Source organism: Kosakonia pseudosacchari, assembly GCF_900184035.1.
In the GTDB taxonomy this organism is placed as follows: Bacteria; Pseudomonadota; Gammaproteobacteria; order Enterobacterales; family Enterobacteriaceae; genus Kosakonia; species Kosakonia pseudosacchari.
Window position 1 is genome coordinate 697,829 of the sequence record NZ_FXWP01000009.1, and the last position, 16,166, is coordinate 713,994.

The 16,166-nt window shown below is 53.8% G+C and carries 16 protein-coding genes and 1 pseudogene; 15 read left to right on the plus strand and 2 right to left on the minus strand.

The features are described from left to right. Positions 1-78 precede the first annotated feature (78 nt). From BN2591_RS05385 to BN2591_RS05405, 4 genes and pseudogenes are all read left to right on the plus strand, one after another. Positions 79-444 (plus strand): annotated as a pseudogene (locus BN2591_RS05385) (hypothetical protein). Continuing rightward, positions 434-655 carry a TraR/DksA C4-type zinc finger protein gene (locus tag BN2591_RS05390; RefSeq protein WP_086869655.1) on the plus strand — a complete coding sequence of 74 codons (222 nt, stop codon included), beginning with the start codon at positions 434-436 and terminating at the stop codon, positions 653-655. The pseudogene BN2591_RS05385 and the gene BN2591_RS05390 overlap by 11 nt, the downstream one beginning before the upstream one ends. A gap of 297 nt (positions 656-952) precedes the next feature. Then, positions 953-1,189 (plus strand): excisionase, encoded by a 237-nt coding sequence (locus BN2591_RS05400; RefSeq protein ID WP_086869657.1) that lies wholly within the window; start codon positions 953-955, stop codon positions 1,187-1,189. Continuing rightward, positions 1,179-2,321, plus strand: a complete 1,143-nt coding sequence (locus BN2591_RS05405) for a phage integrase Arm DNA-binding domain-containing protein (protein ID WP_086869658.1) — start codon at positions 1,179-1,181, stop codon at positions 2,319-2,321. The genes BN2591_RS05400 and BN2591_RS05405 overlap by 11 nt, the downstream gene beginning before the upstream one ends. Before the next feature lie 113 nt (positions 2,322-2,434). Here BN2591_RS05405 and icd read toward each other — a convergent pair whose 3' ends face one another. Next, on the minus strand, positions 2,435-3,685 hold the full coding sequence (icd, locus tag BN2591_RS05410; protein WP_086869660.1) for an NADP-dependent isocitrate dehydrogenase: 1,251 nt from the start codon (positions 3,683-3,685) through the stop codon (positions 2,435-2,437). A 185-nt stretch (positions 3,686-3,870) separates the two neighbouring features. Between icd and rluE the strand changes: the two genes are divergently transcribed. The 8 genes from rluE (at position 3,871) to BN2591_RS05450 (ending at position 11,785) form a co-directional block, all read left to right on the plus strand. After that, complete coding sequence (gene rluE, locus BN2591_RS05415) at positions 3,871-4,518, plus strand: 23S rRNA pseudouridine(2457) synthase RluE (RefSeq protein WP_086869964.1); 648 nt, start codon at positions 3,871-3,873, stop codon at positions 4,516-4,518. Positions 4,519-4,532: 14 nt separating this feature from the next. Further along, positions 4,533-4,991 (plus strand): NUDIX hydrolase, encoded by a 459-nt coding sequence (locus BN2591_RS05420; protein WP_086869662.1) that lies wholly within the window; start codon positions 4,533-4,535, stop codon positions 4,989-4,991. Between the two features lie 50 nt (positions 4,992-5,041). After that, a complete protein-coding gene (mnmA, locus tag BN2591_RS05425) occupies positions 5,042-6,154 on the plus strand; it encodes a tRNA 2-thiouridine(34) synthase MnmA (protein ID WP_279627208.1) in 1,113 nt (370 codons plus the stop codon). Between the two features lie 67 nt (positions 6,155-6,221). Continuing rightward, positions 6,222-6,851 carry a high frequency lysogenization protein HflD gene (gene hflD / locus BN2591_RS05430; protein ID WP_020457488.1) on the plus strand — a complete coding sequence of 210 codons (630 nt, stop codon included), beginning with the start codon at positions 6,222-6,224 and terminating at the stop codon, positions 6,849-6,851. 19 nt (positions 6,852-6,870) lie between these two features. Further along, a complete protein-coding gene (gene purB, locus BN2591_RS05435) occupies positions 6,871-8,241 on the plus strand; it encodes an adenylosuccinate lyase (protein ID WP_020457487.1) in 1,371 nt (456 codons plus the stop codon). A gap of 138 nt (positions 8,242-8,379) precedes the next feature. Further along, entirely contained in the window at positions 8,380-9,054 is a 675-nt protein-coding gene (phoP, locus tag BN2591_RS05440; protein WP_017456462.1) for a two-component system response regulator PhoP, read from the plus strand. Continuing rightward, the gene (gene phoQ / locus BN2591_RS05445; RefSeq protein ID WP_086869665.1) at positions 9,051-10,514 is read left to right on the plus strand and encodes a two-component system sensor histidine kinase PhoQ; all 1,464 of its coding nucleotides are present in this window, start codon (positions 9,051-9,053) and stop codon (positions 10,512-10,514) included. Before phoP ends, phoQ begins: the two co-directional genes overlap by 4 nt. 149 nt (positions 10,515-10,663) lie before the next feature. Further along, entirely contained in the window at positions 10,664-11,785 is a 1,122-nt protein-coding gene (locus tag BN2591_RS05450) for a ribosomal protein uL16 3-hydroxylase (RefSeq protein WP_086869667.1), read from the plus strand. 48 nt (positions 11,786-11,833) lie between these two features. Here BN2591_RS05450 and pepT read toward each other — a convergent pair whose 3' ends face one another. Continuing rightward, positions 11,834-13,060, minus strand: coding sequence for a peptidase T (gene pepT / locus BN2591_RS05455; RefSeq protein WP_086869668.1), 1,227 nt, complete (start codon positions 13,058-13,060; stop codon positions 11,834-11,836). Positions 13,061-13,350: 290 nt separating this feature from the next. On the opposite strand from pepT, the gene potA reads away from it, so the two are divergent. Genes potA through potC form a run of 3 tightly spaced genes read left to right on the plus strand, consistent with a single transcriptional unit; the run spans position 13,351 to position 16,104 of the window. Then, positions 13,351-14,469: a spermidine/putrescine ABC transporter ATP-binding protein PotA gene (potA, locus tag BN2591_RS05460; protein ID WP_086869670.1), complete on the plus strand. Its 1,119-nt coding sequence runs from the start codon at positions 13,351-13,353 to the stop codon at positions 14,467-14,469. After that, the gene (potB, locus tag BN2591_RS05465; RefSeq protein WP_086869671.1) at positions 14,453-15,310 is read left to right on the plus strand and encodes a spermidine/putrescine ABC transporter permease PotB; all 858 of its coding nucleotides are present in this window, start codon (positions 14,453-14,455) and stop codon (positions 15,308-15,310) included. Before potA ends, potB begins: the two co-directional genes overlap by 17 nt. Next, a complete protein-coding gene (gene potC, locus BN2591_RS05470) occupies positions 15,307-16,104 on the plus strand; it encodes a spermidine/putrescine ABC transporter permease PotC (RefSeq protein ID WP_086869673.1) in 798 nt (265 codons plus the stop codon). The genes potB and potC overlap by 4 nt, the downstream gene beginning before the upstream one ends. Positions 16,105-16,166 lie beyond the last annotated feature (62 nt).

Consider the following 16,166-nt stretch of genomic DNA (forward strand, 5'->3'; position numbering starts at 1 on the left):
AACCTCGCATACATCGCCCAGGTTCGTACTCAGTCAGCAACATCATCTGAATCTGAGCAGACACCAGCATCACCAGCAATCGCAGCGCTTCCAGTAGAACGCGATCAGTATGGTTACTGGACACACCCGGTATACGAGGAATTTTGCGATGGTCGCGAACATATTCCGACCACTGAATTTAACGCATAGATGAAAGCTAACGGGCTGGAATGGACAGTCGTTTATCGCGACGAGGAAGAGATGGATCCGACTGTCGATGGTTACGACATTTCGAAGTGGCAACCAGAAGCACCTGCCGGCGATGGATGGTTTGTTGGTTCCATTCACGACACGGAAGATGGTGCAGTTTGCATCTGGCTTCGCAATAAATCGGCACCATCGCCTGAAGCTGCTGCTATCGCCCGTCAGTTTGAGCAGATGAAGGAGATACATAATGGCGGCTGAAATCATCGATCAGGCCAACGAACTGGTAGAGCAGAACATCAGCCAGGCCATTCAGCGCATGCGTATCGACCGCAACGGTATATCAGCGGAGCAATGTAGTGAGTGCGGGGAGGATATCCCTGCACAACGCCGTGCTGCTGTTCCCGGCTGCCAGACGTGCGCAGAGTGTCAGGGAATTATCGAATTAAAACGCAGGCGAAGGGGGATGTGATGCCCAGCAAACTAAAACTGCGGCGACAACGTAGGCTGCGTGAAGATATCGCATGGTGGCGCGCTGAGGCAATGGACTGCAAAGCGCGGCTGCTGGAACTGGCAAAATTACTGGAGGAAGCCAGGCGCCAGCGAGTTCCAATGCCGGTGCTGGTCCCTGCCCCGATCATGAAACTGGTGGCTCCGGCCACCAGCGAACCTGAAATTTGTTTGAAATGTAACGACGGAGCCAGGCTTGGCTGCTCGTCATGTGCGTACAGACTGAAATAGCCGGTTGCAGCCGGTAGTGGAGAAACTAATGTCACGAATGATCCCCCTACTCGACTGGGCGAAGGAAGAATTTGGAGATCTGGCTCCAAGCGAGCGCGTGTTGAAAAAATATGCCAAAGGTAAAATGATGGTTCCACCAGCAATAAAGGTAGGCCGGTGCTGGATGGTAGACCGCAGCGCGCGCTTTGTGGGTGTTCTTGCTGAACCAAAACTTCCTGTTACCGCTAGTCCAAAACTAAAACGGATTATTGCAGATGGCTGCTAGACCGCGTTCTCATAAAATCTCTATTCCAAACCTGTATTGCAAACTGGATAAGCGTACCGGGAAGGTTTACTGGCAATATAAGCACCCCATATCTGGCCGGTTCCACAGCCTCGGAACTGATGAAGCAGAAGCGAAACAAGTCGCTACCGAGGCCAACACGATCATTGCCGAGCAGCGCACCAGACAGATACTCAGCGTTAACGATCGTCTGGCACGGATGAAGGGTAAGAGAACTGACATTACTGTAACTGAATGGCTCGATAAATATATCGCCGTCCAGGAGGAACGGTTCCAGCATAAAGAGTTAAGGCTGAATTCGTTAAAACAAAAAAATAAACCTGTTCGTTTATTTCGCGAGCATTGCGGGATGCAGCATTTAAAAGATATCTCAGCACTGGATATTGCAGAGATTATCGATGCCGTAAAAGCTGAAGGCCATAACCGCATGGCTCAAGTGGTTCGCATGGTACTTATCGACGTGTTCAAGGAAGCACAGCACAGCGGCCATGTGCCACCCGGATTTAACCCGGCACTTGCCACTAAACAGCCGAGAAACAGAATTCAGCGACAACGCTTATCCCTTGAAGAATGGAACACCATATTTCTGGCAGCGGAAAGGCAGGAGCCATATCTCCAGTGCGGGATGTTACTTGCTATTGTCACTGGACAACGACTTGGTGATATCAGCAATATGAAATTCACCGATATTTGGGACGATATGTTACATGTGGAGCAGGAAAAAACAGGTTCACGGCTGGCTATCCCACTGGATTTAAAATGTGAAGCTATTGGGCTTTCTCTTCGGGAAGTAATATCTAAATGCCGCGATGCCGTTGTCAGTAAATATCTGGTGCATTTCAGACATACCACCTCCCAGGCAAAAAGAGGGGATCGGGTTTCAGGTAATGCATTAACAACCACGTTTAAAAAAGCGCGAGATAAGTGCGGGCTGGAATGGAATAAAGGAGAAGCACCAACATTTCATGAACAGCGTTCTCTTTCAGAAAGACTATATAGAGAACAAGGTCTCGATACACAGAAATTATTGGGGCATAAATCAAGAAAAATGACCGATAAATATAATGACGATCGCGGTAAAGACTGGACAATTGTTGGTACGAAAACGGGTTAATTTTCGTTCAGTTTTGGGGAGGGGTTTTGGGGAAAGTTTTGGGGAAGAATTTCTCAGAGCCTAAAAAAACGGGAACCAACCGGCTCCCGTTTTTGTTTAACCCGCGTGGCGGATTACATGTTCGCGATAATCGCGTCGCCAAACTCTGAGCATTTCAGCAGCTTAGCGCCTTCCATCAGACGTTCGAAATCGTAGGTCACGGTTTTGGCGTTGATCGCGCCGCTCATGCCTTTAACGATCAGGTCAGCCGCTTCAACCCAGCCCATGTGACGCAGCATCATCTCCGCAGAGAGGATCACCGAACCCGGGTTCACTTTGTCCTGGCCTGCGTACTTCGGCGCGGTGCCGTGAGTCGCTTCGAACAGCGCGCACTCGTCACCGATGTTCGCGCCAGGGGCGATACCGATACCGCCAACCTGTGCCGCCAGGGCGTCGGAGATGTAGTCCCCGTTCAGGTTCATACAAGCGATAACGTCGTATTCTGCCGGGCGCAGCAGGATCTGTTGCAGGAACGCATCGGCAATCACATCTTTAATGATGATCTCTTTGCCGGTTTTCGGGTTCTTGATTTTCTGCCACGGGCCGCCATCGATCAGCTCGCCACCGAACTCTTCGCGTGCCAACTGGTAGCCCCAGTCTTTAAACGCGCCTTCGGTGAACTTCATGATGTTGCCTTTGTGCACCAGCGTTACAGAATCACGGTCATTAGTGATTGCGTATTCAATCGCAGCGCGCACCAGGCGCTTGGTGCCTTCTTCGGAGCACGGCTTGATACCAATCCCGCAATGTTCCGGGAAGCGAATTTTCTTCACGCCCATCTCTTCGCGCAGGAATTTGATCACTTTCTCTGCTTCCGCAGAGTCGGCTTTCCACTCAATACCCGCGTAAATATCTTCTGAGTTTTCACGGAAGATGACCATGTCGGTCAGTTCCGGGTGTTTTACCGGGCTCGGCGTACCTTCGTAGTAACGTACCGGGCGCAGACAGATGTACAGATCCAGCTCCTGGCGCAGCGCAACGTTCAGGGAACGAATGCCACCGCCGACTGGCGTGGTCAGCGGGCCTTTAATGGCAACGCGATAATCACGAATCAGATCAAGTGTTTCAGGCGGCAGCCAGACGTCCTGGCCGTAAACATGGGTAGATTTCTCACCGGTATAAATTTCCATCCAGGAAATTTTACGCTCGCCCTTATAGGCTTTCTCCACAGCGGCATCCACCACTTTCAGCATCGCCGGGGTCACGTCCACGCCGATACCGTCACCTTCAATGAACGGGATAATCGGGTTATTCGGAACGTTGAGCTTGCCATTTTGCAGGGTGATCTTTTTACCTTCCGCCGGAACAACTACTTTGCTTTCCATTCACCTCTCCTTCGAGCGCTTCTGGTTGTTTGCTCGCTGACTTCATGCCGGGGCGCTCAGACTGCGTCCGCTCACCTGTTACGTGATTCACACAGAGCAAACCGTTTTTGTTAATGAATTGTAATGAGCCCGAACATACTAACCGATAGTCAGGCTCCATGAAAGGCAATCGTGATTCAGCTATAATGCGGCAATTGATAACTACTGAAAATACCATGAACAAAACTTCTTTTAGAAATCACCGCCTTAAGCGATTCAGCTCACGACAAGCCACCAGGCCTGAACCACAAAACCAACCAAAACGCGTGATTCTGTTCAATAAACCCTACGATGTTTTGCCGCAATTCACCGACGAAGCCGGGCGCAGTACGCTAAAAGATTTTATTCCGGTGCAGGGTGTGTACGCCGCGGGTCGCCTGGATCGCGACAGCGAAGGGCTGCTGGTGCTGACAAATGACGGCGCGTTACAGGCAAGCCTGACACAACCAGGCAAACGTACCGGGAAAATCTATTACGTGCAGGTGGAAGGCGAACCAACGCTGGACGCCATTGAAGCGCTGCGCACCGGGGTGACGCTGAACGACGGCCCGACATTGCCAGCAGGCGTTGAACGCGTCGAGGAGCCGGGCTGGTTGTGGCCACGTAATCCGCCGATTCGCGAGCGCAAATCGATTCCGACAGCCTGGCTGAAAATCACCCTGTATGAGGGTCGTAACCGCCAGGTGCGGCGCATGACTGCGCATGTTGGCTTCCCTACCCTGCGTCTCATCCGCTACGCTATGGGAAACTACACGCTGGATAATCTCGCCACAGGCGAATGGCGTGACGCTTAATCAGGGAGGCAATGATGTTTAAACCCCATGTGACTGTCGCTTGCGTGGTACATGCGCAGGGTAAATTTCTGGTCGTTGAAGAAACCATTCGCGGCAAGGCGCTGTGGAATCAGCCCGCCGGCCATCTCGAAGCCGACGAAACCCTGCTGCAGGCAGCAAAGCGCGAGCTGTGGGAAGAGACCGGCATTCACGCCGAGCCGCAGCATTTTATCCGGATGCACCAGTGGCTGGCACCCGATCATACGCCGTTCCTGCGTTTTTTGTTTGCCGTAGAGCTTAACGAAATGTGCGCCACTGCGCCGCATGACAGCGACATCGATTGCTGCCACTGGGTCACCGCGGACGAGATCCTCAACGCGCCAAACCTGCGTTCGCCGCTGGTTGCGGAGAGCATTCGCTGCTACCAGACCGGTAAGCGCCTGCCGCTGGAAACCATCGCCGAATTTAACTGGCCGTTTACAGGGGATGCCTGAGCCGCCAGCCCGTGCTAGAATACGCCGCCCTGAAGTTCTTAGTCGCGAGTATTCTTATGTCTGATAGCCCAAAAAAAGTGATCGTCGGCATGTCCGGCGGTGTCGACTCTTCCGTTTCCGCTTACCTGTTGCAACAACAAGGTTACAAGGTGGAAGGCCTGTTCATGAAGAACTGGGAAGAGGATGACGGCGAGGAATACTGCACTGCGGCGGCGGATCTTGCCGACGCGCAGGCCGTTTGCGACAAGCTCGGCATTGAGCTTCACACCGTCAATTTCGCTGCAGAATACTGGGACAATGTGTTCGAGCATTTTCTGGCTGAATATAAAGCCGGACGCACGCCGAACCCGGATATTCTGTGCAACAAAGAGATCAAATTTAAAGCCTTCCTTGAGTTCGCTGCCGAAGATCTGGGCGCCGACTATATTGCCACCGGCCACTATGTGCGCCGCGCCGATGTTGACGGCAAAAGCCGCCTGTTGCGCGGTCTTGATGGCAATAAAGACCAAAGCTACTTCCTTTATACGCTCGGTCATGAGCAAATCGCCCAGAGCCTGTTCCCGGTCGGCGAACTTGAAAAGCCGCAGGTGCGTAAAATCGCCGAAGAACTGGGGTTGATTACAGCGAAGAAAAAAGACTCGACCGGGATCTGCTTTATTGGCGAGCGTAAGTTCCGCGAATTCCTTGGCCGCTATCTGCCCGCTCAGCCGGGTAAAATCCTCACCGTTGACGGCGAAGAGATCGGCGAGCATCAGGGGCTGATGTATCACACGCTCGGCCAGCGTAAAGGGCTGGGCATCGGCGGGACCAAAGATGGCAGCGAAGAGCCGTGGTACGTGGTCGATAAAGATGTTGAAAACAATATCCTGATTGTCGCCCAGGGACACGATCACCCGCGCCTGATGTCTGTCGGGCTGATCGCGCAACAGTTGCACTGGGTCGATCGCGAGCCGCTGCAAGGTACGCTGCGCTGCACGGTAAAAACGCGTTATCGCCAGGAAGATATTCCCTGCACGGTTACCGCGCTGGATGATGATCGCATTGATGTGCGCTTCGATGAACCGGTTGCCGCCGTTACACCGGGGCAATCAGCGGTGTTCTACCTGGGCGAAGTATGCCTCGGTGGCGGCATTATTGAGCAGCGCCTGCCGCTGCCCCTTTAAAAGACCTTTTGCACAACCGGACTGGCCAACGCTCGCAGCAACGATGTGGGCAGATAAAGGAGTGAGTGTGGCGAAGAACTATTACGATATAACCCTGGCGCTGGCGGGAATTTGCCAGTCGGCTCGTCTGGTGCAGCAACTGGCGCACCAGGGGCATTGTGACGCGGATGCGCTGCATGTCTCGTTAAATAGCGTAATCGACCTGAACCCGGACTCCACCTTAGGCGTCTTTGGCGGCAGCGAAACCAACTTGCGTACCGGGCTGGAAACGCTGCTCGGCGTGCTGAACGCCAGCAACCGCCAGGGCCTGAACGGTGAACTGACCCGCTACACGCTCAGTATGATGGTGCTGGAGCGTAAGCTCGCCGCCAGCAAAGGCGCAATGGAGACGCTCGGTAACCGCATTGCTGGCTTACAACGCCAGCTTGAGCATTTTGACCTGCAGTCAGAAACGCTGCTCAGCGCGATGGCCGCCATCTATGTAGACGTTATCAGCCCGCTGGGACCGCGAATTCAGGTCACCGGCTCGCCTGCCGTGCTGCAAAGCCCGCAGGTGCAGGCGAAAGTCCGCGCCACCTTGCTGGCCGGTATTCGCGCTGCGGTGCTGTGGCACCAGGTTGGCGGCGGTCGTCTACAGTTAATGTTTTCCCGAAATCGCCTGTCGACGCAGGCCAAACAAATTCTCGCTCATTGTTAACCTCCCGGAGTTGTGACTTATGGAATTATCCTCCCTGACCGCCGTTTCCCCTGTCGATGGACGCTACGGCGATAAAGTCAGCGCACTGCGCGGGATCTTCAGCGAATTCGGTTTGCTGAAATTTCGCGTTCAGGTTGAAGTACGCTGGCTGCAAAAACTGGCGACCCACGCGGCGATCAAGGAAGTTCCTGCTTTTGCTGCCGACGCAAACGGTTACCTCGATAAAATCGTTGAGGACTTCAACGAAGAAGACGCCGCACGCATCAAAACCATCGAACGCACCACTAATCACGATGTGAAAGCGGTGGAGTATTTCCTGAAAGAGAAAGTGGCGGGGATCCCGGCGCTGCACGCTGTTTCTGAATTTATCCACTTCGCTTGTACCTCAGAAGACATCAACAACCTGTCTCACGCGCTGATGCTGAAAACCGCGCGCGACGAGGTGATCCTGCCGTACTGGCGCAAGATCATTGAGGCGGTAAAAGATCTGGCCGTTCAGTATCGTGATATCCCCCTGCTCTCCCGTACTCACGGCCAGCCGGCAACGCCGTCGACGCTGGGTAAAGAGATGGCGAACGTGGCTTATCGTATGGAGCGCCAGTTCCGCCAGCTTAACCAGGTAGAAATTCTGGGCAAAATCAACGGTGCAGTCGGCAACTATAACGCCCATATCGCCGCTTACCCGGAAGTGGACTGGCATCAGTTCAGCGAAGAGTTTGTCACTTCGCTGGGTATTCAGTGGAACCCGTACACCACGCAGATTGAGCCGCATGACTATATTGCCGAGCTGTTTGACTGCATGGCGCGTTTCAATACGATCCTCATCGATTTCGACCGTGATATCTGGGGTTACATTGCGCTGAACCACTTCAAGCAGAAAACCATCGCCGGCGAAATTGGTTCTTCAACCATGCCGCACAAAGTTAACCCGATCGACTTTGAAAACTCAGAAGGCAACCTTGGGCTGTCCAACGCCGTGTTGCAGCACCTGGCCAGCAAACTGCCGGTTTCCCGCTGGCAGCGCGATCTGACCGACTCCACCGTGCTGCGTAATCTTGGCGTAGGCGTGGGTTATGCGCTGATCGCTTACCAGTCGACGCTGAAAGGCGTGAGCAAACTGGAAGTAAACCGCGACCGCCTGCTGGACGAGCTGGACCATAACTGGGAAGTGCTGGCTGAGCCGATCCAGACCGTAATGCGCCGCTACGGCATCGAAAAACCGTACGAAAAACTGAAAGAGCTGACGCGCGGTAAACGCGTTGATGCCGAAGGTATGAAGCAGTTTATCGACAGCCTGGCGCTGCCGGAAAACGAAAAAGAGCGCCTGAAGGCGATGACCCCGGCCAACTATATTGGTCGAGCCATCACTATGGTTGATGAGTTGAAATAATCCCCCGCCGTTGCTGTTAACCCTCTTTCCGCCGCGAAAGAGGGTTTCTTTCTCCCCCGGTTTAAGAAATGTTTATCCCCTGCGCACCACAATCAGCGTTAAACTATTTATATCAAAAATATATGGAGAGTTCTGACGATGCGCGTACTCGTTGTGGAAGATAATGCTCTGTTGCGTCACCATTTAAAGGTTCAGTTGCAGGAGCTAGGACATCAGGTCGACGCCGCAGAAGATGCAAAGGAAGCGGATTACTTTCTTAACGAACATCTGCCGGACATCGCCATTGTCGATCTCGGCTTGCCGGATGAAGATGGTCTGTCGCTGATCCGCCGCTGGCGCAGCCATGACGTCACGCTGCCGGTGCTGGTGCTTACCGCGCGTGAAGGCTGGCAGGATAAAGTGGAAGTGCTGAGCGCAGGTGCTGATGACTATGTCACCAAACCGTTCCACATCGAAGAAGTGGTCGCGCGTATTCAGGCGCTGATGCGCCGCAACAGCGGTCTCGCGTCTCAGTTGATCTCAATGCCGCCGTTCCAGGTCGATCTCTCCCGCCGCGAACTCTCCATTAATGACGATGTGGTAAAACTCACCGCTTTCGAATACACCATTATGGAAACGCTTATCCGCAACAGTGGCAAAGTGGTCAGCAAAGATTCGCTGATGCTGCAGCTTTACCCTGACGCGGAGTTGCGCGAAAGCCACACCATTGACGTATTAATGGGGCGGCTACGTAAGAAAATCCAGACGCTCTATCCGGACGACGTTATCACTACCGTGCGCGGCCAGGGCTACCTGTTCGAACTGCCGAAATGAGACGCCTGCTGCGGCATTTTCTGCCGCTTTCTTTGCGGGTGCGCTTTTTACTCGCCACGGCCGCCGTCGTGATGGTGCTTTCTCTGGCCTACGGTATGGTGGCGCTGGTGGGTTACAGCGTCAGCTTTGACAAAACGACCTTCCGCCTGCTGCGTGGCGAGAGCAACCTGTTTTATACCCTGGCGCACTGGGATAACAACAAACTCAGTGTGGATCTGCCTGACACCCTCAATTTGCAAAGCCCGACAGTGGCGCTGATTTACGATCAGCAGGGTAATCTTATCTGGTCGCAGAAAGACGTACCGTGGCTGCAAAATCTCATTGAGCCGGGCTGGCTTACCGCTAACGGCTTTCATGAGATAGAAGCCGATGTCGATAACAGTAGTACGCTGATTGATGACGACCACTCGGTTGCCCAGAAGCTGAAAGAGATCCGCGAAGATGACAGCAGCTCCGAAATGACGCACTCGGTCGCGGTGAATATCTACCCGGCAACGGCGCACATGCCGCAGTTAACCATTGTGGTGGTCGATACCATCCCAATTGAGCTTAAACGCTCTTATATGGTGTGGAGCTGGTTCGTTTACGTGCTCGCCGCCAACCTGCTGTTAGTCGTGCCGCTGTTGTGGCTGGCGGCGTGGTGGAGCTTGCGGCCCATTGAAGATCTGGCGCGCGAAGTGCGCGAGCTGGAAGAGCACCATCGTGAGCAGCTCAATCCGGAAACCACCCGCGAACTCACCAGCCTGGTGAGCAACCTCAACCGGTTGTTAAAAAGCGAACGCGAACGGTACGACAAATACCGCACCACCCTCACCGATTTGACGCACAGCCTGAAAACCCCGTTAGCGGTGCTGCAAAGTACCTTGCGATCGCTGCGCGGCGAGAAAATGACCGTCAGCGACGCTGAACCGGTGATGCTGGAGCAAATCAGCCGGATATCCCAGCAAATTGGTTACTACCTGCACCGGGCAACCATGCGCGGTTCCAGTGGTTTGCTCAGCCGGGAACTGCACCCGGTCGCTCCCCTGCTCGACAGCCTGACCTCAGCGCTGAATAAAGTTTATCAGCGCAAAGGCGTCAATATTACGCTCGATATTTCACCGGAAATCAGTTTCGTCGGTGAGAAAAACGACTTTATGGAAGTGATGGGCAACGTGCTGGATAACGCCTGCAAATACTGCCTGGAGTTTGTCGAAGTCTCTGCCCGGCAAAACGATGATACGCTGCATATTCTGGTGGAAGACGATGGCCCTGGCATTCCGGCGGCGAAACGCGAGATGGTGTTTGATCGCGGGCAGCGCGCCGATACGTTACGCCCCGGCCAGGGCGTTGGGCTTGCTGTGGCGCGAGAAATTGTGGATCAGTACGAAGGGCAAATCCTGACCGATGAAAGCCTGCTCGGTGGTGCAAAAATGGAGGTAATTTTTGGCCGTCAGCAGACGATAGTCGGCAACGATTAATCTTTCACCGTCACAACGCGGGCAAAAAGAACAAAAAGGAGCCATATGGCTCCTTTTTACTTTTATGTCACATCGTTACGCAGACAAAATGACATATCAGCATTACTATGATCCTTTATTCAGCCACTGATTATTTGCCGGAAACGCATATGGAATATCACGTAGAGATAAACTGGCCAGACTTTATTCAACGCTACTGGCAAAAACGCCCGGTGGTGCTGAAGCGTGGCATTAAAAATTTCGTCGACCCGATAAGCCCCGATGAGCTGGCAGGGCTGGCAATGGAAAATGAAGTAGACAGTCGGCTGGTCAGCCATCTTGATGGTAAATGGCAGGTCGGGCACGGCCCTTTTGAAAGTTACGATCACCTGGGCGAGAATAACTGGTCGCTGCTGGTGCAGGCGGTGAACCACTGGCATCAGCCGGCCGCAGCGCTGATGCGCCCGTTCCGCGTGCTGCCCGACTGGCGCACAGACGATCTAATGATCTCATTCTCAGTGCCCGGCGGCGGCGTTGGCCCGCATCTCGATCAGTATGATGTGTTTATCATTCAGGGAACCGGCCGTCGCCGCTGGCGCGTCGGCGATAAAACGCCGCTCAAGCAACACTGTCCGCACCCGGATCTGCTTCAGGTCGATCCGTTCGAAGCCATTATTGATGAAGAGATGGAGCCGGGCGATATCCTCTATATTCCGCCTGGATTCCCGCACGAAGGCTATTCGCTGGAAAATTCATTGAACTACTCGGTGGGCTTCCGTGCGCCAAGCGGTCGCGAGCTAATCAGCGGCTTCGCCGATTATGTCCTGCAACGCGAACTGGGCAGCCAGCGTTACAGCGATCCGGACGTGCTGTTGCGCGATCATCCGGCAGATATTTTGCCGCACGAACTGGATAGACTGCGCGCAATGATGCTGGAGCTGATTAATCAACCGGAGCAGTTCAGGGAGTGGATGGGGGAATTTATCTCCCAGTCACGTCACGAGCTGGATGTCGCGCCGCCAGAGCCGCCTTACCAACCGGATGAGATTTACGATGCGCTGCAACAAGGCGACAAACTGGTGCGCCTTGGCGGCTTGCGCGTATTGCGCATCGGTGAAGATGTGTTCGCCAACGGCGAGCGGATCAACTCGCCGCACCGCCCGGCGCTGGAGGCACTCGCCAGCCATATCGTGCTGACGGGAGAGCTGCTCGGCGATGCGCTGGAAGATCCCTCGTTCCTCGCCATGCTGGCGGCGCTGGTTAACAGCGGTTACTGGTTCTTTGAAGATTAATGCCTGAGGTTGCCCGGAGGCGCTTGCCACCGGGCAATATGAGAAGATTTATTCAGCTTTGGCGGTCAGTTCGGCGATACGTACAATCACCTGCACCGCTTTTTCCATGCCTTCCAGCGTCACAAACTCATGTTTGCCGTGGTAGTTATAGCCGCCGGTAAACAGGTTGGGACACGGTAACCCCATAAACGAAAGCTGCGCCCCGTCGGTACCGCCGCGAATCGGTTTCAGATCAGGCTCAATGTCGCAGTCGCGCATGGCCTGTTGCGCCACTTCCAGAATGTGCGGAAACTCGACCACTTTCTCGTGCATATTGTAGTAGCTGTCTTCAATCACCAGTTCGATATAGCAGTCCGGGTGCAGACCCTTGCCGACTTTTTTGGCGATCTCCATCATTTTACGTTTACGCGCTTCGAAGTTTTTGCGGTCAAAATCGCGAATGATGTAGTGCATGTCGGCGCGATCAACCGTGCCTTTTATGCTGGTGAGATGGTAAAACCCTTCGTAGCCCTCGGTCTGTTCCGGACTCTCCTCTTCCGGCACCAGCGCGTGAATTTTGCTGGCGAGCGTCAAGGCGTTAACCATTACCCCTTTCGCCGTACCGGGATGCACGTTATTGCCAACAATCTTTATATTCACCGAGGCAGCGTTGAAGTTCTCAAACTCCAGCTCACCTACGCCGCCGCCATCAACGGTATACGCCCATTTCGCGCCAAATTTCTCCACGTCGAAATATTTTGCCCCTTTGCCCACTTCTTCATCCGGCGTAAAAGCGACGCAAATATCACCGTGCGGAATATTTTTCTTTTTCAGCACCGCCAGCGCGGTCATGATTTCAGCGACGCCGGCTTTATCGTCCGCGCCAAGCAGCGTTTTGCCGTCGGTGGTGATCAGCGTCTGGCCCAGCATCTGGTGCAGCACCGGGAACATCACCGGCGAGAGGATCTCATCGCCAACCCCCAGCGCAATATCGCCGCCGCGATAGTTTTCAACGATTTGCGGGTTAACATTCTTGCCGCTGTAATCCGGCGAGGTGTCGACATGAGAAATAAAACCGATGGCCGGAACTGGCGTTTGCACATTCGACGGCAGTTTCGCCATCACCGTGCCTTTATCGCTTAATGTCACATTTTCCAGCCCCATCTCTTCCAGCTGGTTCTGAAGTAAACGCAGGAGCTTCCATTGGCCGTCTGTGCTCGGCACCTGGCGGACGCCGGGCTTTGATTGAGTATCCAGAGAAACGTACTGCAAAAAACGCTCTAATAATTTGTCCATGAAGCCCCCCTACAAAATGTCACAACATTATCAGTAAGCGCGAAAAGACAAATATTGCGTCAGGTCACTTTTACCCCGTAAACGGCAATATTTTCAAAATCGCGCGCAACGTAGTCAGTATTGTTGAGAACATGCGGTGCTGCGCGGCGAAAAGCGAACAACAATTGGCGATTTCATGGGTTTGCCGTAGAATGCCAGCCCTTAAATCGTGCACAACCCTGAAGGTGGCTCATCACAAACCCCGCATCGGATATCACTTTTGATGCGCAAACACGGGACAGAGTAAATAATTGAACACACAATCGCGTTCGCGTTCACCGCTGGTGCAACTGGCCGGTATTCGCAAAAGCTTTGATGGCAAAAATGTCATTTCTGATTTCAATCTCACCATCAATAACGGCGAATTTCTGACGCTGCTTGGCCCTTCGGGCTGCGGTAAGACCACGGTTCTGCGGCTGATCGCCGGGCTGGAAAGCGTTGATGCCGGCCATATCCATCTTGATGCCCAGGATATTACCCACGTTCCGGCAGAGCACCGCCATGTGAATACCGTTTTTCAAAGTTACGCCCTCTTCCCGCATATGACCGTGTTCGAAAACGTGGCATTTGGCCTGCGGATGCAAAAAACCCCGGCGCAAGAAATTACGCCGCGCGTCACCGAAGCACTGCGTATGGTGCAGCTTGATGAGTTCGCCCAGCGTAAACCGCACCAGCTTTCCGGTGGTCAGCAACAGCGTGTCGCCATTGCCCGCGCGGTAGTGAATAAACCGCGTTTACTGCTGCTGGATGAGTCCCTCTCCGCGCTCGATTATAAGCTGCGCAAGCAGATGCAGAACGAACTGAAAGCGTTGCAGCGTAAGCTCGGTATCACTTTTGTCTTTGTGACCCACGATCAGGAAGAAGCGCTGACCATGTCAGACCGCATCGTGGTAATGCGCGACGGGCGCATCGAGCAGGATGGCACGCCGCGCGAAATTTATGAAGAGCCGAAAAACCTGTTTGTCGCCAGCTTTATTGGCGAAATCAATATCTTCAGCGCCACGGTGATTGAGCGTCTGGACGACAGCCGTGTGCGGGCAAATGTCGAAGGCCGCGAGTGTAATATCTATGTCAACTTCGCGGTGGAAAAAGGTCAGCGGTTAAACGTGCTGCTGCGCCCGGAAGATCTGCGCGTCGAAGAGATCCATGATATTGCCGAAGCCGAAGGGCTGATTGGCTATGTGCGCGAGCGTAACTACAAAGGGATGACGCTGGAATCCATGGTCGAACTGGAAAACGGCAAAATGGTAATGGTCAGCGAGTTCTTTAATGAAGACGATCCGGATTTTGACCATTCGCTGGACCAGAAAATGGCCATCAACTGGGTAGAGAGCTGGGAGGTCGTACTGGCTGATGAAGAGTACAAGTAAATTCCAGAAGGGCGTGATCGCGACCATCGTCGGTTGGCTTGTACTGTTTGTTTTTCTGCCCAACCTGATGATCATCGCCACCAGCTTTTTGACTCGCGACGACGCTAACTTCGTCAAACTGCTCTTTACGCTGGATAACTACGCCAGGCTACTCGATCCGCTCTATTTCGACGTGCTGTTGCACTCGCTCAACATGGCATTTATCGCCACGCTGGCGTGTCTGGCGCTGGGCTATCCGTTTGCCTGGTTTCTGGCGAAACTGCCGGCCAGGGTGCGTCCGTTACTGCTGTTTTTGCTGATTGTCCCCTTCTGGACGAACTCGCTGATCCGCATCTATGGGCTGAAAATTTTCCTCAGCACCAAAGGGTATCTTAACGAGTTCCTGCTATGGCTGGGCATTATCGATACGCCGCTGCGCATTATGTTTACCCCCGGCGCGGTGATTATCGGGCTGGTTTACATTCTGCTGCCGTTTATGGTGATGCCGCTCTACTCCAGCATCGAAAAGCTTGATAAACCGCTGCTGGAAGCGGCAAAAGATCTCGGTGCCAGCAAGTTGCAAACCTTTATCCGCATCATTATTCCGCTGACGATGCCCGGGATCGTCGCCGGTTGTTTGCTGGTGATGCTGCCTGCGATGGGGCTGTTTTACGTCTCGGATTTGATGGGCGGCGCAAAAAACCTGCTGGTCGGTAACGTGATTAAGAGCCAGTTCCTGAACATTCGCGACTGGCCGTTTGGGTCGGCAACCAGCATCACGCTGACCATCGTGATGGGGCTGATGCTGCTGGTTTACTGGCGCGCCGCGCGATTGCTGAATAAAAAGGTGGAGCTCGAATGATGGGTCGACTGCTGCGCGGCGGTTTTATGACCGCCATTTACGCTTACCTTTATATCCCGATCATTATTTTGATCGTCAACTCCTTTAACAGCTCGCGTTTTGGCATCAACTGGCAGGGCTTTTCCACCCAGTGGTACAGCCTGTTGATAAATAACGACAGTCTGCTGCAGGCAGCGCAGCACTCCCTGACGATGGCAGTGCTGTCGGCAACGTTCGCGACGTTAATTGGCTCGCTGACCGCCGTGGCGCTTTACCGCTACCGTTTTCGCGGCAAACCCTTTGTCAGCGGCATGCTGTTTGTGGTGATGATGTCGCCGGATATCGTGATGGCAATTTCGCTGCTGGTGCTGTTTATGCTGCTCGGCGTGCAGTTGGGTTTCTGGTCGCTGCTGTTTTCGCATATCACCTTCTGCCTGCCGTTTGTGGTGGTCACGGTGTTTTCACGGCTGAAAGGGTTTGATGTACGGATGCTGGAAGCGGCCAAAGATCTGGGTGCCAGCGAGATGACTATTTTGCGCAAAATCATCCTGCCGCTGGCGATGCCCGCTGTCGCCGCTGGCTGGCTGCTGAGCTTTACTCTGTCGATGGATGACGTCGTGGTTTCCTCTTTCGTCACCGGGCCAGGGTATGAAATTCTGCCATTAAAGATTTACTCGATGGTCAAAGTCGGCGTCTCACCGGAAGTGAACGCGCTGGCGACGATCCTGCTCGTGCTATCGCTGGTGCTGGTGATTGCCAGCCAGTTGATTGCGCGTGATACGACGAAAACAAAAAGCCTGCCTCGCCAGGCGTAATGGATGCAGCCAGTTCGGGCGGACAGCGCACAGACGCCGCAGAACGTTAGGCGTTCGGGCAC